Origin of the sequence: Comamonas nitrativorans (genome assembly GCF_042654765.1) — a bacterium.
GTDB lineage: Bacteria > Pseudomonadota > Gammaproteobacteria > Burkholderiales > Burkholderiaceae_C > Comamonas > Comamonas nitrativorans.
The window spans coordinates 151,592-172,290 of sequence record NZ_JBHSEW010000009.1; the positions used below are offsets into that span (position 1 = coordinate 151,592).

Consider the following 20,699-nt stretch of genomic DNA (forward strand, 5'->3'; position numbering starts at 1 on the left):
CTATCAGACGGGCGATACGGGCAGGCGGCGGCCAATCCACCTGCCGCATCAATACAAGGCGTGGGCCAGTTGCCCCAGCGTGGCCAGCGCTTGCTCGGTGCGGGCATTCCATTCCTGCCCGTAGTTCAGCCGCAGGCAATGGGCAAAGCTGCGCGAGGCCGAAAAAATCGGCCCCGGCGCAATGCTGATGCCGCGCTGCAACGCCTGCCGGTGCAGCGCCAGGGTGTCGCAGCCCGCTGGCAGCTCCACCCAGACGAAGTAGCCGCCTTCGGGCTGGGTAGCGCGGGTGCCGGGCGGGAAGTGGCGGCCCACGGCTTCCAGCATCCGCAGCTTGCGCGTCGCCAGGGTCTGGCGCAGGCGGCGCAGATGCTTGTCGTAGCCGCCACGGCGCAGATAGTCGCTCAACGCCAGTTGCACCGGGGTGGCCACGCCCAGGGTGGTGGTCAGCTTCTGCCGCGCCACGGCCTGGGTGAAGCGCCCCGGCGCGGCCCAGCCCAGGCGGTAGCCCGGGGCCAGGCATTTGGAGAAGGAACTGCAATGCAGCACCAGCCCCTGCTGGTCGAAGGCTTTGGCGGGCAGGGGGCGCTTGTCGCCGAAATACAGCTCGGCGTACACGTCGTCCTCGATCAGCGGCAGGCCGTGGCGGGCCAGCAGGGCGACCAGATCGCGCTTCTTGGCCTCGGGCATCAGGCTGCCCAGGGGGTTCTGGAAGGTGGTCATCAGCCAGCAGGCCTTGGGGCCGTGGCGCACGATGGCGTGCTCCAGCGCCCCCAGGTCGATGCCTTCGCGCGGATGGGTGGGCACTTCGATGGCGTGCAGGCCCATGCGCTCCAGCGCCTGCAAGGCGGCGTAGAAAGTGGGCGCTTCCACCACCACGGCATCGCCGGGGCGGGTGACGGCGCCCAGGCACAGGTTCAACGCCTCCAGGGCGCCGTGGGTGATGACGATTTCCTCGCCCGGCACCTGCAGGCCATCGGCCAGATAGCGCAGCGCGATCTGGCGGCGCAAGTCCGGGTTGCCTTGCGAGAGATCGTCCACCGTACTCCAGGGGTCGAGCGCCTGGGCCGTGGCCGCCACCGACTGGCCCAGCCGCGCCAAAGGGAACAGCAAGGGGCTGGGAAAGGCCGACCCCAACGCCACCACCTCGCGCGTGGTGCTGGCGTGCAGCACTTCGAAGACCAGTTCGCTCACGTCCACGGCAATGCTGGCATCCGGGGGCTGCGACGCCTGCTCGGGCTGGGGCAGTTGCTGCGCCGCACCGTCGCTGACGTAGTAGCCCGAGCGCTCCCGCGCCCGCACCAGTCCCCGCGCCTCCAGCAGGTAGTAGGCCTGGAACACGGTGGAAGCGCTCACCCCCCGGCTTTCGCAGGTGTGGCGCACCGAGGGCAGGCGGTCGCCCGGCTGCAACACCCCGGTGCGGATGGAATCTTCGATGTCCGCCGCCAGGGCCTGGTAGCGCTTCATCCGGGAAGTGGCGCTAACGCGCCAGCCGCGCTTGTAAAGCGGCCAGCACGGCGGGCGACACCAGTTGGCCGACATCCCCGCCCAGCGTGGCGATTTCCCGCACCAGGGTGCTGCTGATGCACTGCAATTGCGGCGCGGGGGTGAGGAAGGCGGTGTCCACCTCGGGGCGCAGGCGGCGGTTCATGCTGGCCAGTTGCAGCTCGTAGTCGAAGTCGGTGCCCGAGCGCAGGCCGCGCACCATGACCTGGGCGTTGTGGGCCACGGCAAACTCGGTCACCAGCCCGTCGAACGGCTCCACGCGCACGTTGGGCAGGCCCGCCAGCGCCTGGCGGGTGATGGCCAGGCGCTCGTCCAGCGTGAACAGGGTTTTCTTGTGGTGGGCCATGGCCACGGCGACGATGACCTCGCCAAACAGGGCGCAGGCACGGCGCAGCATGTCTTCATGGCCCAGGGTGATGGGGTCGAAGGTGCCGGGAAAGACGGCGCGGATGAGTGCGGGCATGAACGTCCTCAGTTCGGTTTTTGCAACAGGTGGGCGTGAACGGCACCGGCCTTGAGGTAACGGTAGCGCGTGAGGCCCAGCGGGGCCAGTTGCACTTCGTCCCACGCCTGCGGGGCTTCCAGGTAGATGAAGCCGTCGTGCGCCAGCACCTGGGCGGCGGCTTGCAGCGCGGGGACGAACAGGCTGTCGATGCCGAACGGCGGGTCGATGAAGATGGCATGCCAGTGGCCGGGAGCGCTGGCGTTGAGCGCGGCAATGCCGTCGCCGCGCTGCACCTGGACGGCAGCCTGGGCGCCCAGCTGGGTGCTGATGCGCTCCAGTTGCTGCGCCAGACCCGCATCCTGCTCAACCAGCCGCACCTGCTGGGCGCCGCGCGAAGCGGCCTCGAAACCCAGGGCGCCGGTGCCGGCAAAGGCATCCAGGCAACGCCAGCCGGTCAAATCCTGGCCCAGCCAGTTGAACAGGGTTTCGCGCACGCGGTCGGGCGTGGGGCGCAGGCCGGGGCGCCGGGCCACGCCCAGTTTACTGCGCCGCCACTGGCCGCCGATGATGCGCACCTCGCCTGCTCTTCCTTTGGTAGCGCCTTGCGCTGGATGGCTGGTATTTTTAGCTACCTTCAATGCTTTGGCAGTAGCAATCTCGGCCAGTTGGCGCTCTTGAATTTTCTTGAAGCGAGCCTCCATGGCCAGGGCTTCTTCCAGGGTACGGACGCGGTTGCGGCTCATGGTTGCTTCTCCGCAGTTTGTGCGCCCAGGACGACGGTGACCAGCCGGTCAGGCTGCCAGTGGCGCTGCAAGGCGGCCCGCACGTCGGCCACGGTCACGGCCTGCAGCCGATCCGTCCAATGCTCCAGGTAGTCCAGCGGCAGGCCGTTCCAGGCGATGTTGGCCACGTTGCCCAGCAGCTTGCGGTTGCTGTCCAGGCGCAGGGCGAAGCCGCCGATCAGGTTGTCCTTGGCGGCCTGCAATTCGGCTTCGGTCGGGCCGTTGGCAACGAAGTCGGCCAGCACCTGGCGGGTGATGGCCAGCGCCTGCTCGGCCTGATCGGGGCGGGTTTTCAGGCCGATGGTGAAGGCCCCGGCGTGCAGGCCCGGGGCCATGCTGCTGGAGATGCCGTAGGTCAGGCCGCGCTTTTCCCGCACTTCTTCCATCAGGCGCGAGGTAAAGCCGCCCCCGCCCAGGATGTGGTCGCCCAGCATCAGGGCGAAAAAGTCCGGGTCGCTGCGCCGGATGCCGGGCTGGCCCAGAATGATTTGCGCCTGGGCGGCAGCAAAGGGAATGCGGATGTCCTGCGCCTGGGCCAGTTCCGGCACTTCGCCCACGGCGGGCAGGGCCGGGCAGGTGTCAGGCTGGGGCAGGCGCTGCAACAGTTGCGTGACCAGGGCATCGGCCTGCGTCTTGTCCAGCGCCCCGACCACGCTGACCTTGGCGCGGCATGGCAGCACCGTCTGGCGATGGAAGTCCTGCATGGCCGGAATATCGACCTTGGCCAGCGTCTGCGCGGTGGTGAAGCGGCCATAGGGATGGCCGCCGTACACGGCCTGGGCAAAGGCCTTGCCGGTCACGGTGCCGGGGCGGGTGTCGGACTCGGCCAGGGCGGCAGACCAGCGCTGGCGTTCGCGCTGCCACACCTTGGCATTCCACAGCGGCTGGGCGATCTGGCGGCTGGCCAGGGTGGCGGCCTGCGCCAGCAGGTCGGGCTGGGTCAGGCTGCGCAGGCTGTAGCTGAAGCCGTCGTTGCCCGCACCGGCACTCAGGCCCGCACCCAGGTCGGCCCAGGCCTGGCCCAGGGCGTTCTCGTCCAGGGCTTTTTCCCCCGGGCCGGCCTGCACGCCCTTGCCGGCCATCAGCGCCACGGCATTCGCCAGCCCTTCCTGGCCAGCCGGATCGCGGCGGCTACCGCCGTCGAATTGCAATTGCACATCGACCATGGGGATGCCCGGGCTGGTGACCAGCCAGACCTGGGCGCCGCTGGGCTGCTGCCAGTGTTCGATGGGCAGAATGGCCCAGGCAGAATTCAGATAAAAAGTGGCAATAGCGCTTACCATACCTGCGCGAAGTGCTATTTTTTTCATTATTTTTCTTCCTTTGCCGATTGTGTCGAAGGTCGCGTCGAGGATGGCGCCGAAGTGTTGGCGGCCTGTGCCCGGGGCTGGGGCACCAGGGTGGCCACGGTCAGGTTGTCGTCGCCAAAGTAGCGCCGGGCCACCGATTGCACGTCGGCAGAGGTGATGCCCTGCACCTGCTGCAACAGCTGGACGTCGGCATCCACAGGCAGGCCGACCACCCAGTTATGCCCCAGGCTCTGCGCCTGGCCCATGACGGAATCGCGGGCATACACCTGGCTGGCCTGCCACTGGGTTTTCACGCGCTGCAATTCGGCGGCATCCACGCCTTCGCGGGCAATGCGCTCGATCTCCCCACGCAAACCGGCTTCCAGGGCCGCGCTGGTCTGGCCTTTGGCCGGAGCGCCCATCAGCAGGAACACCGCCGGCCCCCGACCAAACACGTCGGCGCCACTGCCGGCACTGTCGGCCAGCCGGGTCTGCACCAGGTGGCGTTCCAGCCGGGCGCCGTCGTAGCCATCCAGCACCGCCGACAGCACCAGCAGCGCCAGGGCGTCCTTGTCCTGCGCCTCCATGTCCGTCACCTGGCGCAAGGCGGGCACCTTCCAGGCCAGGGCGACGTAGGCCTGCTCGGCTGGTTGCTTGACGCTGATGCGCTTGATGCCCAGTTGCGGCGGCTCGGTGCGCGGCTTGCGCTCGGGCAGGGTACGGGCGGCCATCGGGCCGTAATACTGCTGCGCCCAGGCCTTGACCTGAAGGGGATCGACATCGCCCGCGACGACCAGGGCCGCATTGTTCGGGACGTACCAGTCGCGGTAAAAGCTGCGGGCGTCATCGGGGTGCATGGAATCGAGGTCGCTCATCCAGCCGACGATGGGGCGGCGGTACGGGGCGGCGCTGAACATGGTGGCGTAGAGCTGCTCCATCAGCATGGCACGCGGGCTGTCCTCGGTGCGCATGCGCCGCTCTTCCTTGACGACTTCCAGCTCCTTGGCAAATTCCTCGTCCGGCCATTGGTTATGGGCGAAGCGCTCGGCCTCCAACTGCATCACGTCGGGCAGGCGGCTGGCTGGCACCTGCTGGTAGTAACCGGTGTAGTCGCGGCTGGTGAAGGCGTTTTCCTGCCCGCCCAGCGCGGCCACGCGGCGCGAGAACGCGCCCGGCGGCAGTGCCTTGGAGCCTTTGAACAGCATGTGTTCCAGCATGTGCGCCAGGCCCGAGCGGCCATCGACCTCGTCCATCGCGCCGGTGCGCACCCACAGCATCTGCACTGCCGTGGGGGCGCGGCGGTCGGGCAGCACCAGCACCTGCAGGCCGTTGTCCAGCGTGAATTGCTGCACTTGCGCGGACGGCGTCGCCGTGTCCGGGGGGGCTGAAACGGGGGGATTCTCGGCCCCAGCGTGCAAACTGACGGCCAAACAAAGTAGGGGTAGGAAGTGTTTCATAGAATCGGCTGATTCTAAGAAGTGCGCAATGTTCAGTTTCCTTAAAAAAAAATCTCCTCCTCCGCCTGCGGCCGCTGACGACCAGCCCGCCGCGCCCGCGCCTGCCGCCGCCCCCGGCGGGGCCATGGGCAAGCTGCGTTCGATGTTCGGCCTGGGCGAAAAAACCCCCGCCGTCACGCCCGAACCGCCTGCAACACCGGCGCTGGAAACTCCGGCACCGGCCAGCCCCGAGGCCCAGCCCCCCGTAGCGACGGCAACGCCCCGGCCCGCCGCCACACCCCAGGCAGCCGAAGCAGCCCCCAGCGTCCCGCCCCGCACGGTGGAATCCGTGGAAACGGCACCTGCTGCACCTGCTGCCCCCGCCGTGCCTGTTCCTGCCGCCACCGCGCCCGACCTGCCGCCACCCCCCGCCAGCCCCGAGCCGCAGGCCAAGCCCCAGGCCGCCGAGCGCCAGGGCTGGATGGCCCGCCTGAAGGCCGGTTTGCGCAAGACCGGCAGCAGCATCACCACGGTATTCACCGGCACCCGGATCGACGATGCGCTGTACGAAGAGCTGGAAGACGCCCTGCTCATGGCCGATACCGGCGTCAAGGCCACCGAGGCCTTGTTGCAGGACTTGAAGCGCCGCGTCAAGGACGCCAAGGCCACCGACCCTACCGCCGTCAAGGGGCTGCTGGCCGATGCGCTGGCCGACATGCTGCAGCCGCTGGAAAAGTCCATCGTCATCGGTGCCCACCAGCCCACCGTCATCATGGTGGCGGGGGTCAATGGCGCGGGCAAGACCACCTCGATCGGCAAGCTGACCAAGTTCCTGGCCGACCACGACCAGCAGGTGCTGCTGGCCGCTGCCGACACCTTCCGCGCCGCCGCCCGCGAACAATTGGGCGTGTGGGCCACGCGCAACACGGTGGAAATCGTCAGCCAGGAAGGCGGCGACCCGGCGGCCGTCAGCTTCGACGCCGTCACCGCCGGCAAGGCCCGGGGCAAGGATGTGGTGCTGGTCGATACCGCCGGGCGCCTGCCCACGCAGCTGCACCTGATGGAAGAGCTGAAAAAGATCAAGCGCGTGGTCACCAAGGCCGACGCCGGCGCCCCGCACGAGGTGCTGCTGGTCATCGACGGCAACACCGGGCAGAACGCGCTGCACCAGGTCAAGGCGTTCGATGCGGCGCTGGGCCTGACCGGACTGATCGTCACCAAGCTGGACGGCACGGCCAAGGGCGGCGTGCTGGCGGCAATTGCGCAGGAAAAACCGATTCCCGTCTACTTCATCGGCGTGGGCGAGCAGGTGCAAGACCTGCAGACCTTCAACGCACGGGAGTTTGCCCAGGCATTGCTGGGCTAAACAAACCTAGGGATGCTCTGCACGAATCATCGCGCCGTGGGCATCTGCGGCATCGGGCCGTCTGCGGCGTTGCAAATCCTCGCAATAGCACCGCTATTGCTGCGGTTTGCGCCTTGCAGCCCATCCCGATCCGCAGCACCCACTTGGCCGCGTGATTCGTGCAGAGCATCCCAAAAAAAAATAGCTGCTACCGCTTGACATACAAGCGATTGCAGCTATTTTCATGCTGAAAGTGTTGCTACATCATCGGCAACAGCTCTCTTTTTTATTTTCAAGCAGCAGCCAGGGACAGCTGGCGCAGGTGGGTGCGCAGATCGTCGTAGCCGCCGACATAGGTCGTGCCTTCGTCGTTGCGCAGGAAAATCTGCGGCAGGCTGCGCACCGGCTGGCCGACCTGTTCCTGCAGGGCTTCGGCGCTGATGTCCTCGCCCACGGTCAGGTACTGAAACGGCAGCGACTGGATCTGGCACAGCATGCGGGTCTTGTCGCAATTGGTGCAGCCGGCTTTGCCGTAAATGATGACTTCCATAAAAACTCCTGATAACAACGGACGGAAAAAACAAAGGGAAATTGAAGGGGGTTAGAAATCGACGTCGAACACCTGGTTCTCGTCGGTTCGGCGCATGACGCCCACTCTGTACGCGGCAATGTCCTGCTCTTGCGGGGACGCCTGGGTCTTGGAGATGTTCAGCCACTTCTCCATGAATTTCAGCGGGTTGTGCGCAGGCAGCGGGTATTTGTCGGTGGTCAGGCCAAAGAGCTGGTACACGTCCTTGGCGCAGTACAGCGTCCAGGCCGAGAGGCGGTCGGCGTTCATGCCGACCAGCTCGCGCCCTTCGGAAAACAGGTAGTTGATCCAGCGCAGTTCGCTATCGACCACTTCCTCGATCATCTTCTCGATGCTTGCGCGGCATTGGGCAAAGGCGGCCTGGCCGCGCTCGGTTTTCAGCTCGTTGAGCAGCACCGCACGGTCAAGTTCGACGTGGATTTCCAGCTCGTCCTGGGCGATTTTCTGGATGGCCTTGCCGATGGGCTGGAACAGGCCGGTGTCGCAGATGGCGAAGGTGACGGCAAAGCTGGCCATGAACTGGATGCGCTCCATGCACAACAGCGCCACGATGGTCATGAACACGGCGTTGTAGGTGGCCTGGTCGTTGGGCAACTGGCCGATGGCGTATTTGTGCGAGGCCTCGTAGCCTTCGGCAAAGGCGCGGGCCACTTCGCCCAGGCGGTCGTGCGCTTCCTGCACGCGCAGGATTTCGTCGAGGATGACGCTGGGGTCGTCGAACGAGTTGCGCACGATCTCGGAATAGGTGGCGGCATGCACCACTTCGTTGTCCGAAATGCGCTGCCACGCCGCCCACAGCTCGCTGGACGTGATGAAGGGCGCCAGCACCGGCGCGATGGCGCGGGAGGCGACCGAATCGGCCTCCCATTGCCAGGCCAGGGTCTTGATCATCATGTCGTAGGTGGCACGCGAGCAGCTCTTGAAATCGGCATTGCAGCTGGAGTAGTCGAACTCGTTCTCGTCCCAGTCCAGGGACTTCTGTGCCTTGTATAGCTTCCAGATTTCAGGATAGTGACGGTTGACGGTATCGAACAGGCCCGGGCGCTGGCCCAGCAGCAGCAGGGGTTTTTCGTAGTCGGTCTTGTCGTAGTTGAAAACGGTATCGGTAGCGGTATCGGTCATGGTGGTGGCTCTCCTTCGGCTCACAGGGTGCAGGCTTCGCAATCGGCGTCCTGGGCGTCGGCGGTCGTATCTGCCGCAGCCGCCGCCACGGCGGGCACGTCGTCGACCTGGCGCATCCCGTTGGACGTTTTCTGGTTCATGTAGTACTTGGACTTCAGGCCCAGCTTGACGCGGTAGAGGTAGTCCGCAATCAGCTCGGACGAGGCAATCGACGCATCGCCGATCACCCGGCGGTAGAAGTCGGCGGAGATGCCCTGGTCGGTCCACTTCTGCACGATGGCGTACATCTCGGTCATGTCCTGCGTGGGCACGTCCCAGGCCGATTCGTAGCGGTCGGCCAGGGTGTCGCTATCGGGCGCGGCCCAGTAGTTCACGCGCTGGTTGTCGGTCTTGATCATGGTCAGCTCGCGCACCGGGTACAGGCCGTTGGTGGTGCCCGAGGCGTTGGCCGAGGTTTCCGTAGGCATGTGTGCCACCAGCACCGAGTTGCGGATGCCGCCATTGGCGACGATGGCGCGGCGCAGCGCCTCCCAGTCGTAGCGCAGGCTGAACGGGGCGATTTTGTCCACGTGCTGGTTGCAGGTATCCAGCGGCAGCCAGCCTTCGGGCCAGCGGGTCTTGTGCATCCACGGGGCGTTGCCCAGCTCCTTGCCCAGCTTGAGGCTGGCGTTGAGCAGGTGGTAGTAGTGGCGTTCGGCCACTTCGTGGATGAACTGCTTGCCTGCCTGGTCGGTGTAGCGCTTGCCTTCCTTGGCCATCAGGTGCGCCAGGCCCAGGATGCCCACGCCGGCATTCAGGCGCTTGCGGCTGGTCACGCCCACCTGGGGCAGCTCGTAGTGGGCCAGGTGGATGCACTTGTCGATCATCAGGAGCGCGTAGTAGGCCACTTCGGCGTACTGCTCTTCCGACTCGACGTTGGAGACGACGATGCCCGCCAGATTGCACGTGGCCACCTCGGGTGCCGAGCGGCGCACGATGAAGTCGATCGGCGTGCCTTCCAGCGCATCGCCCGCCTGCAGGTCGTCCGGCCACATCAGGCTGTTTTGCGAACCGCGCTGCACCTGCACCTGGGTCTTGCCGGGCAGGGTGCGGCGGGTGCCGTCGGCCAGTTGCACTTCGACGAAGGAGATGTCGTCCTCGGCGTACAGCTCCGTCACATGGTTGTACGGTGCCGTAGGCAGGGCGATTTCGGCGCACAGGTTGGAGCTGTAGATCGTGTCCTTGAACGGCGTGTGGCGGTTCATCTCCGAGATGTTGTGTTCGTACACGCGGCCCGTCTCGTTCCACTCGTTGCTGGCGGTAATGAGCAGTTCGCGGGCGCTGACCCACGTCTTCGGGAAGTTCTCGTCGGCGGCGTAGCGCTCGTAGATTTCCTCGAACTTGGCTTCATCGCCGCTGTACAGCGCCGCGTGCAGATCGGGGGCGGTGAAGATGTTGAACAAAAAGATGTCTTCGTTGCGGGCCACCTTGCGGGCGAAGAAGCGGTTGCCGCCCCACGAATAATCCATGCCACGGATTTTCTTGTCCTCGGTGGACATGGGGTTCTTCAGGCGCAACAGGGTGTCCACTTCCGGGTCGAAGATCGGGAAGTAGGTCGTGCAAGCACCGCCCCGGCCGTTTTGCAGGTTGGATTTGACCTCGGCCACCAGCGCCCGGTAGTAGGGCAGCTTGCCCTGGTGGCGGATGACGCCGCCGCGCACCGGGTCGTTCACCGAACGGGTATTGATGTGCGCCCCGATGCCTGCACTCATGTACGTCATGGTGTTGGCGATGTGGTTGCCCACGGCGATCGAGCGGGCGTTGTCCCCCACCGTATACAGGCAACAACTGGCGTAGCCGCGCAGCGGCGTGCCCAGGTTCACATGGTTGGGGGTGGGCGCGTTGATGCGGTTTTTCGACAGATGTTCGTAGAAACGCTGCACGTCGCGCATCCGGCGCTCGCGCGGCTGGTCGACGGACAGCGCCATCGCCATGCGCATGTAGATGAACTGGGGCGATTCGTAGTACACGCCCTTGACCCGGTCGGCAATGGCGTACTTGGTCAGGTGGGTGTGCAGCTGGTAGTGGGCGTACTCGAAGTCGCGCTCGTGGTCGATCCACTCCTGGATCACCGCGTATTCGGATTCGGAGTAATCCAGCATTTCCATGAAGCCCAGCTGTTGCAGCTTGCGGTGCAGATCGAGCACCGTGGGGCGGCGGTTGCGGTACAGGTCCTTGCGGATCAGGGTGGCGTACAGGCGCCCGGCCATGCGGTTGTACGACCAGGTATCGAAGTTCAGGCAGGTGCGGATGAGCTGCTGCTGCAACTCGCGCGAGGTGGCCGTGGTGGACATGGACGAGACGGTTTCCAGCACCGCCGAAGGCCAATCCACCGAATCACCCAGGGACTGTGCGGCCCATTCTCCCCACTGGTTGAGCTTGGAGGGGGTAAACGGCTCTGTGTGGCCGTCGCGCTTGATAATGGACTCGAGCATGGCGTTTCTTCAGCAAAAAGACCGCTCATTACGGTGAATTCGCGGTCAGTATCAATCTAGGAGCAATAAAAGTAGCAACAGCGCCAAAAACACAATATCTAGTGTTTTTTTATACTGAGAATACTACCTATAGTGTCCCGGATTGTAGACCCGTTGAATGCCGCCGGCTGTAACAACGCATGTCTCAAGGCAAAAATCGGAGGGGCACGCCGGCATCCCCCCAGTCCTGCGGACGGCAGGTAAACAGCAGTACCTGATGGCGCTGCGCAGCATCGAACAAGGCCCGTTTCATCTGCGCCAAACGCTGGGCATCGCTGTGCACCAGGGCGTCGTCCAGCATCAGCAAGGTGGGCTGCCCCGCCTCCCGCAACACGTCGGCGTAGGCCAGGCGGCTCAGGATGCCCAGCTGCTCCTGACTGCCATAACTGAGCAATTCCACCGTCCCCTGGAACGTGCCAGCACCCCCGGTGTCAGCGTGGATATGCGCTGGCGCCAATTGGCCATCCAGCTCCAGCGTGGCGCCCGGCTGCAACAGCCGCACATAGTGCTGCAAACGCTGGGCCAGGGGCGCCTGCAGCCGCTGCACCGCCGCCAGGCGAGCCGCTTTCAAGCGCTGCACCAGGAGCTGCAAGGCATCCGCCCGGCGCTGCTGGGCCTGGGCGCGGCGCTCCTGCTGGGCCACGGTGGCGGCCAGCAGCGCTGCCTCTTCCTCCAGGCCGCTGGCGCCCACGGCATCCAGGAGGGCCCGCAGGGCGGCGATTTTCTCCTTGCGGATCTGGCGCTGCTGGGCATGTGCGGCCAGGCTGTTCTGCAGGCGCTCGATGTCCTGGTGCGCCCATTGCAGTTCCGGTGCCTGCAGGGCCTGCGCCTGGGCCTGCAGGCTCTGCTGCAAGGCAGCGGCCTGGGTTTGCAGCTGCACCAGCTGCTGCCGATCCTGGGCCTGCTGAACGGGCGCCTGCTGCAATTGCTCGGCCAGGGCGGTGTATTCCCGCTGGGCAGTGTGGTGCTGCTGTTCGGCCAGGGCATGGGTTTGCCGTGCCTGTTGCAGTTGCTGCAGCCCTTCCTTCCAGGCTTGCTCTGCCGCCTGTGCCGCACTTTGTGCCCCGTCCCAGGCCGGGGAATCGGCCACAGCGGCGGGGATCTGCTCCCATTGGGCCGCATAGGCCTGCGTCTGCGCCTGAACCTGCTGCCACTGGGTATGCAGCAGCTCTATCCCCTGCGGGGCATGCAGCTGCAGGGCTTGTTCGGCCAGGGCCAGTTGCTGCTGCCCCTGTGCCTGCCGTTCCCACAGGGTCTGGGCGGCGTCCACATCGGCCACACCCAGTGGGGCCAGGGCCGCTGCCAGTTGCGCCTGGGCCTGGGCCAGCCGCTGGCGGGCCTGGGCCGCTTCCTGCCCGGCAGGGGTAATGGTCAGCTGCCCGCCGCCCGGCAATTGCACGACGGTGGCGGCATCCAGCGCCATCTGTCCCCGGCCCTGCCAGCACCCGGCAGCCCCGTCCGATTGCCACGGCACCGCAGCGCTGGCGGGCAGGTCAAAGGCCACCACGGTGGCGGCTGCCTGGTACTGGGCGCTGGCGATGTGGACGGCCCGCTCCAGCTGCTGCAACCGGGAAATATCGGTCTTTTTGAGCGTAACCGCAGACAGTTCCTGCGCTAGCTGCTGCACTTTTTGCAAACACACCTGCGCCTGCTGCCAACTTTCCTGCAACGTCTGTTGCTGTTTCTGGCTGGCTTGCCAATGCTGCTCCAGTTCACTGCGCTGCCGGGCCCGGTGTTGCGCTTCCTGGGCCTGCTGCCACTGCTGCCGGGCCTGTTCCAGCGCCTGGTGCAGGCGTTCGGCTTCCTGCTGGCAGCGTGCCAGGTGCTGGCGGGCCTGTTCCACATCGTCCTGCGCCTGGGCCTGGGCTTGCTTGCGCTGCTCCAGGCGCTGCGCCTGCGTGGCCTGGGCCTGCAGGGTCTGGGCAAGCCAGTCCATCTGGCGCTGCAAGTGTTCCAACTGCTGCTGGTCCTGCTGGTGGCTTTGCTGCAATTGCTGCGCCTGCTGCCGATGCGCTTGCGCCTGGGCCAGTTCGGCCTGCCAGGCCGTTTCGGGGCGCAGGCGCTCATCGTCGGCCTGGGCCCGCAGCAAGTCGGCCAGCGCATCCACCTGGCTGCGGTAATCGGCAATGCTGGTTTGCAGGGTGGCCAGCCGGGTCTGGTCATCGTGCAGCGCCTGCAGCAGTTGGGCCAGCGGGCCGACGGGCTTGCCGGTTTTGCCGATGAAGGTGCCCAGTTCCTGCTCCAGCTGGGCAATCAGGCCATCTCCCGCCGTCGCAGCCAGCGCCGAGGTCTGCTCGCTGGCCGCCTGGCTGTGCAGGGCGGCGTGCAGGTGCTGGCCTGCATGGCCCAGGCTGGTTTTGAAGTCCTGGGGCGAAGCGCCCTGCTCGACCCACAGCAGGCCGGGCACCCCCCAATGTTCCGGCTTGTTGCCCTTGGCGGGGAAGCCGAAGCCCAGCAGCTGGGCCAGATAGTCCTCGGCCTCCTGGGCGCTCCAGTGCCGGCTGCCGCTGGTCAGGTCGCAGCGCTTTTTCTTCAAGAAGCTTTTCTCCAGCCGGTAAGGCTGGCCTTGCAGGAAAAACTCCAGCGCCACCGAGGGGGCCGCGCTGCTGTCGTATTCGGGCCGCAGGTCGGCAGCCGAGTTGGAGCTGTGCCGCTCCAGAAACGCCGCCCGGATGGCACGCACCACCGAGCTTTTGCCGGCGCCGTTCGGTCCCGCGAAAAGATTCAGGCCCGGACGCAGGTCGGCCAGTTCCAAATCCGCAAATTTGCGCACCTGCTGCAAGCGCAGGCGTTGCAGGTAAAACGCCGGTGTGTGCTGCGCGGCGGTCATACGGCCTCCCGCTGCAGCCACAGTGCCTGGGTCAGCACGGCCAGGGCGTCCTGGGCAGCGGCGTCGCCCTGCTGGCTTTCGCTGCGCAATTGCTGCAAAACGGTGTCGACATAGCCATCGGCCTGCAGATTGGCCAGCTCCGCATCGCTGGGGGCCAGGCGCAAATCGTCCTGCTCAAGTTGCAAATAACAGGCCGCCGCTTGCGCCTGCGCCAGGGCGGCTTGCAGGCGCTGGTGCTGCGCCCAGCCCAGCACGCCGTGCAGCTGCAGGTGCGCCACGTCCCGGGTCGTCAATTGGCCCAGCCAGTCGATGGCGTGGTCTACATCGTCCTCCAGCACGAAGGTAAATGCCTGCCGCTGCCAGCGGTACTGGCCGACGGCCACGGGGGTGACGGTGGGCAGCGCCCCCGGGGCCGCGATCTCCACCACCAGCGCGTGGCCCGGCTGGTTGTTGTGAAAGCGGTCGGCCTCGGGCGTTCCGCTGTAGGCCATGTGGGGGTTGAGCAATTGCATCCCATGCCAGTCCCCCAGGGCCAGCCAATCGAGCCGCGCCCGGATGCTGCGCTCCGGCGCAATCGGATTGGGGCTGTCGATGGCATCGTGCAGCAGCCCCTGCACGCTGCCGTGGGCCAGGCCGATGCGCACCAGGCCCGGCGGGGTGGCAGCGTCGTCCATCCATGCCGTCAGGTCGTCGTAGCAATGGCGTTGCGTCAGGGGCGCGGCCAGCACGGCAAAGCCGTCGAAAACGCGCACCTGCGGCTGGAGCAGCAGGTGGACGTTTTCGGGGACGCACCCCAGGGCCACGGCCCGCGTCCAGACGCTTTGCGCCAGGGCCGCATCATGGTTGCCGCTGATCATGATCCACGGCCCGGAAAAACCCGCCAGGGCCTGGAACAGGCGGCGCACCCATTTGTCGGACACCGTCTGGGCATCGAACACGTCGCCCGCAACCAGAACGGCATCGACGGCCTGCTCGACCGCCAACGCGACCAGGCGCTGCACGGCCGCCAAGCGGGCCTGTGCCAGCAGGGGGGCGACCTCCGGGTCAAAGCCGACATAGGTGCGGCCGATTTGCCAATCTGCGGTATGAAGGAACTTGGGCATGGCATCTCATCGTTGCAGGAGTCGGCCATCATACCCATGGTTTTTTGCAAAATTATTTTGATGAAAACAGGGCGTAAACGCTTATTTCATCAGCGCAAACAGCTACTTTTTTCATAAATAATCCACCCCAGTTTTTTCTTGAGGACTCGTGCCATGACCACACCGCTGACCATTTCCGTCCTGGGCACCGGCAACATGGGGCTGCCCATGGCCCGGCGTCTGGCCCAGGCCGGCCACCATGTCCGTGCCTGGAATCGCACCCGGGACAAGGCCATCCCCTTGCTGGCAGACGGCGTCGCCCTTTGCGACACCCCGCACCAGGCCTGCACCGGGGCCGACGTCGCCGTCAGCCTGCTGGAAAACGGCGCCGTGGTCGAGCAGGTGCTGTTCGGCTGCGGCGGCGACAGCGCCTGCCATGGCCTGGCCGCAGGCAGCCTGGTGATCGACATGGCCTCCATCCAGCCGCGCCAGGCCCGGGAACATGCCCAACGCCTGCAAGCCCAGGGCGTGCGCCACCTGGATGCTCCTGTTTCAGGAGGTACTGTCGGTGCAGAATCGGGCACCTTGGCTATTATGGTGGGTGGAAATGGCGCCGATTTTGCGCAAGCAGCTCCTGTTTTCGAAGCACTGGGCCGTGCCACCCATGTCGGCCCCCACGGCGCCGGCCAGTTGGCCAAGCTGGCCAATCAAATGATCGTGGGCATCACCATCGGCGCGGTGGCCGAGGCTTTGCTGCTGTGCGAAAAGGGCGGCGCCGACCCGGCCCGGGTACGCCAGGCGATTACCGGCGGCTTTGCCGACAGCCGCATCCTGCAACTGCACGGCCAGCGCATGGTGCAGCGCAACTTCACGCCCGGCGCCCGCATGGGCGTGCAGCTCAAGGACATGCGCAACGCCCTGGCCACTGCCGAGGAGATTGGTCTGAAGACCCCGATTACCGCCCTGTTCGCGCAGCTTTACGCCGACGCGGTGGCACATGGCTTCGACCAGTTCGACCACAGCGGCCTGTTTGCCGAACTGGCGCGGCGCAACGGGATGCAGTAGCCACCGCACCGCGCTACAGAATGCGCCCCAGCATCAGCACCGCAAAAAAGGTAACCCCGGCAATCACGCTCCACTTGAGAATCAGCAGCGCCCAGCGTTTGTAACGCGCACGGCCCGTGCCCAGATAAAACGCCAGGGAAAGCGCTGCCCCCAGGAGCAGGAAAAGAACCAGCCAGCGGAAAATTAACATGCTTGCAGCATCCGATGGCCGAACTACCAGGCCGCAGCCGTTTGATCGAACCCGGCAGGGGCATCCCGCCGCTGGGGAAAAGTCACCATCTCCCAACTGTCGGGCTGCTCCAGCAAAGCCCGCAGCAACTGGTTATTCATTGCGTGCCCGGAGCGAAAAGCGCTGTACGCCCCCAGAATGGGATGGCCGATCAGGTACAGGTCGCCAATGGCATCGAGAATCTTGTGTTTGACAAATTCATCGCCATAGCGCAGCCCATCGCTATTGAGGACCTTGTAGTCATCCATCACGATCGCATTGTCCAGGCCCCCGCCCAAAGCCAGGCCATGGGTGCGCAGCATTTCCACATCCCGGGTAAAACCGAAAGTACGGGCGCGGGCGATATCCCGCACATAGTCCCCGGCTGCCCAATCGAATTCAAAACTTTGCCCGGTGGAATCGACCGCAGGATGGGCAAAATCAATCTCGAACCGCAATTTAAACCCGTGATGGGGATCGAACCGCGCCCACTTCAACTGGGCCCCTTCCCCTTCACGCACTTCCACCGGACGCAGTACGCGGATAAATTTCTTCGGGACTTTCTGCAGCTCGATTCCGGCACTTTGCAGCAGGAACACGAAAGAAGACGAAGACCCATCCAGAATCGGCACTTCTTCCGCCGTGATATCGATCACGATATTGTCGATACCCAGGCCGCACAATGCCGACATCAAATGCTCGACGGTATGCACCTTGGCATTCTGGGCGCCAATGGTCGAAGCCATCCGCGTATCCACCACCGCCTGGGCAGAAATAGGAATGTCCACCGGTTCCGGCAGATCGACCCGGCGAAAGACAATTCCGGTATCCGGCGGAGCCGGGCGCAGCGTCATCTCCACCCTCTGGCCGCTATGAAGCCCCATGCCGACAGCGCGGGTGAGCGTTTTAATGGTTCGTTGCATTAGCATGGGGCGATTGTAGGAAGAGAAAACAAAAACCACCCAAGCCTGCCTATAGAAATTCCTATAGGCGCTATGGGTGGTCTCTACCGCTGGTGTACGCCACCGGCGGAAAGCCGGATCAATCGGCCTGTTTGCGCAAAAAGGCCGGAATTTCCAAATCGTCCATTCCGCCAGAAGCCAGGGCATCCACACGCGCTGCCGCATGGGTACGGTTGGTGCGCCAGACGCTGGGCACCGAAACATCGCTGCCGCCATAGCTGGTGGCAGTCCCCACCGGGGCGGCAGCGGCAGCAGGCGCACCCGCCAGGGCCGCACTCATGGTGGCCGTAGGCGTACCCGCCAGGGTCATATTGTCCGTACCGGTACGCAAGCCGCCCTGCACCACCGACATCGCCTGACGGCGCACGCCCGGACGGGACAGCCCCGTGGCCACGACCGTCACACGGATGTCGTCGCCCAGGGTATCGTCGTACGCTGCGCCATAGATCACGTGGGCATCGTCGGAAGCATAGGCCTTGATGGTGGTCATGGCCTGGCGCGACTCGGCCAGTTTCAGGCTGCCACGGGCAGCCGTGACCAGCACCAGCACCCCCTTGGCGCCCGACAGGTCGATCCCTTCCAGCAGCGGGCAGGCCACGGCCTGCTCGGCAGCAATACGGGCGCGGTCGGGGCCGTTGGCACGGGCCGTGCCCATCATGGCCTTGCCGGGCTCGCCCATGACGGTGCGCACGTCCTCGAAGTCCACGTTCACGTGGCCATACTCGTTGATGATTTCGGCAATCCCGCCCACGGCATTGCGCAGCACATCGTTGGCCTGGGCAAAGGCTTCTTCCTGAGAAATATCGTCGCCCAGGACTTCCAGCAGCTTTTCGTTCAGCACCACGATCAGGGAATCGACGTTGGCTTCCAGCTCGGCCAAGCCTTCATCCGCATTCTTCATGCGACGGCTGCCTTCCCAGTCGAAAGGCTTGGTGACCACGCCAACGGTCAGGATGCCCATTTCCTTGGCCACGCGGGCGATCACGGGAGCTGCCCCGGTGCCGGTGCCTCCACCCATGCCGGCGGTAATGAACAGCATGTGCGAGCCCTCGATGGCGGCACGAATATCCTCCACGGCAACTTCCGCAGCTTCGCGGCCCTTGTCGGGCTTGCTGCCGGCCCCCAGGCCGCTATTACCCAATTGAATCGTGCGATTGGCATTGCTGCGAATCAATGCCTGAGCATCGGTGTTGGCGCAGACAAACTCGACCCCCTGAACGCTATTGGCGATCATGTGCTCAACAGCATTGCCACCGCCACCACCGACTCCGATGACTTTGATTTGGGTACCTTGGTTGAATTTTTCGGTGTCGATCATCTCGATAGTCATGCGGGAGCTCCTGGAAACCTTTTCAATCATGCACTACTAATATTTTTTAGGAAAGCAAATCACTTTGCAATCGTACAAATGTATCTGGGAAACGTCAGATTCACATAGTTAGAAGTTTCCCACAATAAAGTCCCGAAAACGACCTAAAGCGGTCTTCATCGAGCCACTTTTTTGTGCCACCTTGAAACCGCGCAAGCGGGCCAGACGGGCTTCTTCCAGCAAACCCATCACCGTGGCCGAACGTGGCTGGGCCACCATATCGGCCAAAGCGCTGGCATATTTGGGCACGCCCCGGCGCACCGGCTTGAGAAAAATGTCCTCGCCCAGCTCCACCATGCCCGGCATCACCGAGCTGCCGCCCGTAATGACGACGCCCGACGAGAGCACTTCCTCGTAGCCGGACTCGCGGATAACCTGGTGTACCAGAGAGAAAATTTCTTCCACGCGGGGTTCGATCACTCCGGCCAGTGCCTGCTTGCCCAGCATCCTCGGGCCACGATCGCCCAGGCCGGGGACTTCCACCTGGGCTTCCGGGTCGGCCAGGGACTGCTTGGCAAAACCGCTTTCCACCTTGATGTCCTCGGCATCCTTGGTCGGGGTGCGCAGGGCCATGGCGATGTCGCTGGTAATCAAATCGCCGGCAATCGGAATCACGGCCGTATGGCGAATCGCGCCACCGGTAAAGATGGCCACATCGGTCGTCCCGGCACCGATGTCCACCAGCACCACGCCCAGTTCGCGTTCATCGTCGGTCAGCACGGATTGGCTGGCGGCCAGGGGATTGAGCAGCAACTGCTCCACCTCCAGGCCACAGCGGCGCACGCATTTGATGATGTTTTCTGCTGCGCTCTGGGCGCCGGTGACGATATGTACCTTGGCTTCCAGGCGGATACCGCTCATGCCGATCGGTTCTTTCACGTCCTGGCCGTCGATGACGAATTCCTGGGGCTCGACCAGCAGCAGCCGCTGATCGGAAGAGATGCTGACGGCTTTCGCCGTTTCGATCACCCGCGCCACGTCGGTGGGGGTGACTTCCTTGTCCTTGATGGCAACCACGCCGCTCTGGTTCAGGCCGCGGATGTGGCTGCCGGTAATTCCGGTATGCACGCGCTGGATTTTGCAGTCGGCCATCAGTTCAGCCTCTTTCAAGGCCTGCTGAATGCTTTGCACGGTCGCCTCGATATTCACGACGACCCCGCGCTTGAGCCCGTTGCTCGGCGCCACCCCCAGGCCGGCAAGTTTCAGCTCCCCGCTGGGCACCACTTCGGCCACCACTGCCATGACTTTGGAAGTGCCGATATCCAGCCCGACCACCACATCTTTGTATTCTCTTGCCATTTCAGTGTCTGCCCTCTGCAGTTCGATTTTTTGGACTATTGGCTGCGTTCTTCGCCGCTGCTGCCTGGCGCTGCGCCAGCGCCTGTGCCGCAGCAGGCGAAATTGTATTGACCCCCCGCAGGCGCAAGGCGTACCCGTCGGCATAGCGCAAATCCGCATACTCTATAGCATTGGCCGAGCGCTGGTATTGCTGCAACACCGTCCGTACCGTGCGCAGCCAGCGCTGTGTGCGCTGCAAGACCTGCTCCGGCGTGCCGCTGCCCAGCTCAATACGGGCGTCATTGTCCAATACCAGCAGCCAACTGCCCCGATCCCGCAGCGTCAGGGCATCGACCGATAGCTCCAGGGAAGCAAACAGCGGCTCCAGGGCATAGAACATCCGCAGCACCTGGGGGGCCGAACCCTGCGGCCCGTCCAGGCGCGGCATACCTTCGCGCTCCAGCTCGCCCAGATTGGCCTCGAACACTTCCCCCAGGGTATTGACCATGGCCGCCCCCGAGGCTTCGCCCCAATACGCCTGGGCCACATGCTCGTGCAGCAAGACCCTCAGGCTGTTCGGGTAGGCCCGGCGCACCTGGGCCTTGCGCACCCAGGGCACCTGCTCGAACGCCTCCTGGGCCTGCCCCAGGTCGATCGTGAAGAAATTGCCCGCCAGATGCGGGGCCACATTGGCCCGCAGGGTGACGGCGTTGTTATGCACCAGTTCCCCTTCGACCACGATACGGGCAATGGAAAACACCGGGTGGCGCAAAGCCCACCCGACCACCAGCACCAGGACGAGAATGCACGCCCCCCCGAACATGAACGAAGCCGTCACGTTCATGAGGCGAACATCCAGCGGTGCGGGCAGTTCGCGCATC

General features: G+C 64.8%; 17 protein-coding genes. 2 read left to right on the top strand and 15 right to left on the bottom strand.

Annotated elements, in window-relative coordinates; genetic code table 11:
- Positions 1 to 48 precede the first annotated feature (48 nt).
- From ACFO3A_RS11435 to ACFO3A_RS11455, 5 genes are read right to left on the bottom strand one after another with little or no spacing between them, the layout of a single operon-like run.
- Complete coding sequence (locus tag ACFO3A_RS11435) at positions 49 to 1,464, bottom strand: aminotransferase-like domain-containing protein (protein WP_377726435.1); 1,416 nt, start codon at positions 1,462 to 1,464, stop codon at positions 49 to 51.
- 13 nt (positions 1,465 to 1,477) lie between these two features.
- Positions 1,478 to 1,966: a pantetheine-phosphate adenylyltransferase gene (gene coaD, locus ACFO3A_RS11440; RefSeq protein ID WP_377726437.1), complete on the bottom strand. Its 489-nt coding sequence runs from the start codon at positions 1,964 to 1,966 to the stop codon at positions 1,478 to 1,480.
- A gap of 8 nt (positions 1,967 to 1,974) precedes the next feature.
- Positions 1,975 to 2,691 (bottom strand): 16S rRNA (guanine(966)-N(2))-methyltransferase RsmD, encoded by a 717-nt coding sequence (gene rsmD / locus ACFO3A_RS11445; RefSeq protein WP_377726438.1) that lies wholly within the window; start codon positions 2,689 to 2,691, stop codon positions 1,975 to 1,977.
- A complete protein-coding gene (locus ACFO3A_RS11450; RefSeq protein ID WP_377726439.1) occupies positions 2,688 to 4,013 on the bottom strand; it encodes a M16 family metallopeptidase in 1,326 nt (441 codons plus the stop codon). The genes rsmD and ACFO3A_RS11450 overlap by 4 nt, the downstream gene beginning before the upstream one ends.
- A 26-nt stretch (positions 4,014 to 4,039) precedes the next feature.
- Positions 4,040 to 5,476, bottom strand: coding sequence for a M16 family metallopeptidase (locus ACFO3A_RS11455; RefSeq protein WP_377726441.1), 1,437 nt, complete (start codon positions 5,474 to 5,476; stop codon positions 4,040 to 4,042).
- 28 nt (positions 5,477 to 5,504) lie between these two features.
- Between ACFO3A_RS11455 and ftsY the strand changes: the two genes are divergently transcribed.
- Positions 5,505 to 6,821, top strand: coding sequence for a signal recognition particle-docking protein FtsY (gene ftsY / locus ACFO3A_RS11460; RefSeq protein WP_377726442.1), 1,317 nt, complete (start codon positions 5,505 to 5,507; stop codon positions 6,819 to 6,821).
- 271 nt (positions 6,822 to 7,092) lie between these two features.
- Here ftsY and ACFO3A_RS11465 read toward each other — a convergent pair whose 3' ends face one another.
- The 5 genes from ACFO3A_RS11465 to ACFO3A_RS11485 form a co-directional block, all read right to left on the bottom strand.
- The gene (locus ACFO3A_RS11465) at positions 7,093 to 7,350 is read right to left on the bottom strand and encodes a glutaredoxin domain-containing protein (RefSeq protein WP_377726443.1); all 258 of its coding nucleotides are present in this window, start codon (positions 7,348 to 7,350) and stop codon (positions 7,093 to 7,095) included.
- A gap of 51 nt (positions 7,351 to 7,401) precedes the next feature.
- Positions 7,402 to 8,511 (bottom strand): ribonucleotide-diphosphate reductase subunit beta, encoded by a 1,110-nt coding sequence (locus tag ACFO3A_RS11470; protein WP_377726445.1) that lies wholly within the window; start codon positions 8,509 to 8,511, stop codon positions 7,402 to 7,404.
- Between the two features lie 20 nt (positions 8,512 to 8,531).
- Positions 8,532 to 10,985 (bottom strand): ribonucleoside-diphosphate reductase subunit alpha, encoded by a 2,454-nt coding sequence (locus ACFO3A_RS11475; RefSeq protein WP_377726446.1) that lies wholly within the window; start codon positions 10,983 to 10,985, stop codon positions 8,532 to 8,534.
- Positions 10,986 to 11,169: 184 nt separating this feature from the next.
- Positions 11,170 to 13,854, bottom strand: a complete 2,685-nt coding sequence (locus ACFO3A_RS11480) for an AAA family ATPase (RefSeq protein WP_377726448.1) — start codon at positions 13,852 to 13,854, stop codon at positions 11,170 to 11,172.
- Positions 13,851 to 14,957 carry a metallophosphoesterase family protein gene (locus ACFO3A_RS11485; RefSeq protein WP_377726450.1) on the bottom strand — a complete coding sequence of 369 codons (1,107 nt, stop codon included), beginning with the start codon at positions 14,955 to 14,957 and terminating at the stop codon, positions 13,851 to 13,853. The genes ACFO3A_RS11480 and ACFO3A_RS11485 overlap by 4 nt, the downstream gene beginning before the upstream one ends.
- A 153-nt stretch (positions 14,958 to 15,110) precedes the next feature.
- Between ACFO3A_RS11485 and ACFO3A_RS11490 the strand changes: the two genes are divergently transcribed.
- Complete coding sequence (locus ACFO3A_RS11490; RefSeq protein WP_377726451.1) at positions 15,111 to 16,001, top strand: NAD(P)-dependent oxidoreductase; 891 nt, start codon at positions 15,111 to 15,113, stop codon at positions 15,999 to 16,001.
- 13 nt (positions 16,002 to 16,014) lie between these two features.
- On the opposite strand, the gene ACFO3A_RS11495 is transcribed toward ACFO3A_RS11490, so the two are convergent.
- The 5 genes from ACFO3A_RS11495 to ACFO3A_RS11515 all read right to left on the bottom strand — a co-directional run bounded on the left by ACFO3A_RS11495 (position 16,015) and on the right by ACFO3A_RS11515 (position 20,698).
- Positions 16,015 to 16,191 carry a hypothetical protein gene (locus tag ACFO3A_RS11495; RefSeq protein WP_377726454.1) on the bottom strand — a complete coding sequence of 59 codons (177 nt, stop codon included), beginning with the start codon at positions 16,189 to 16,191 and terminating at the stop codon, positions 16,015 to 16,017.
- Positions 16,192 to 16,214: 23 nt separating this feature from the next.
- Positions 16,215 to 17,138 carry a UDP-3-O-acyl-N-acetylglucosamine deacetylase gene (lpxC, locus tag ACFO3A_RS11500; RefSeq protein ID WP_377726506.1) on the bottom strand — a complete coding sequence of 308 codons (924 nt, stop codon included), beginning with the start codon at positions 17,136 to 17,138 and terminating at the stop codon, positions 16,215 to 16,217.
- A gap of 112 nt (positions 17,139 to 17,250) precedes the next feature.
- Positions 17,251 to 18,501: a cell division protein FtsZ gene (gene ftsZ / locus ACFO3A_RS11505; protein ID WP_377726456.1), complete on the bottom strand. Its 1,251-nt coding sequence runs from the start codon at positions 18,499 to 18,501 to the stop codon at positions 17,251 to 17,253.
- 108 nt (positions 18,502 to 18,609) lie between these two features.
- Positions 18,610 to 19,839, bottom strand: a complete 1,230-nt coding sequence (gene ftsA, locus ACFO3A_RS11510; protein WP_377726458.1) for a cell division protein FtsA — start codon at positions 19,837 to 19,839, stop codon at positions 18,610 to 18,612.
- A gap of 1 nt (position 19,840) precedes the next feature.
- Complete coding sequence (locus ACFO3A_RS11515) at positions 19,841 to 20,698, bottom strand: cell division protein FtsQ/DivIB (protein ID WP_377726459.1); 858 nt, start codon at positions 20,696 to 20,698, stop codon at positions 19,841 to 19,843.
- Position 20,699: the final 1 nt, after the last annotated feature.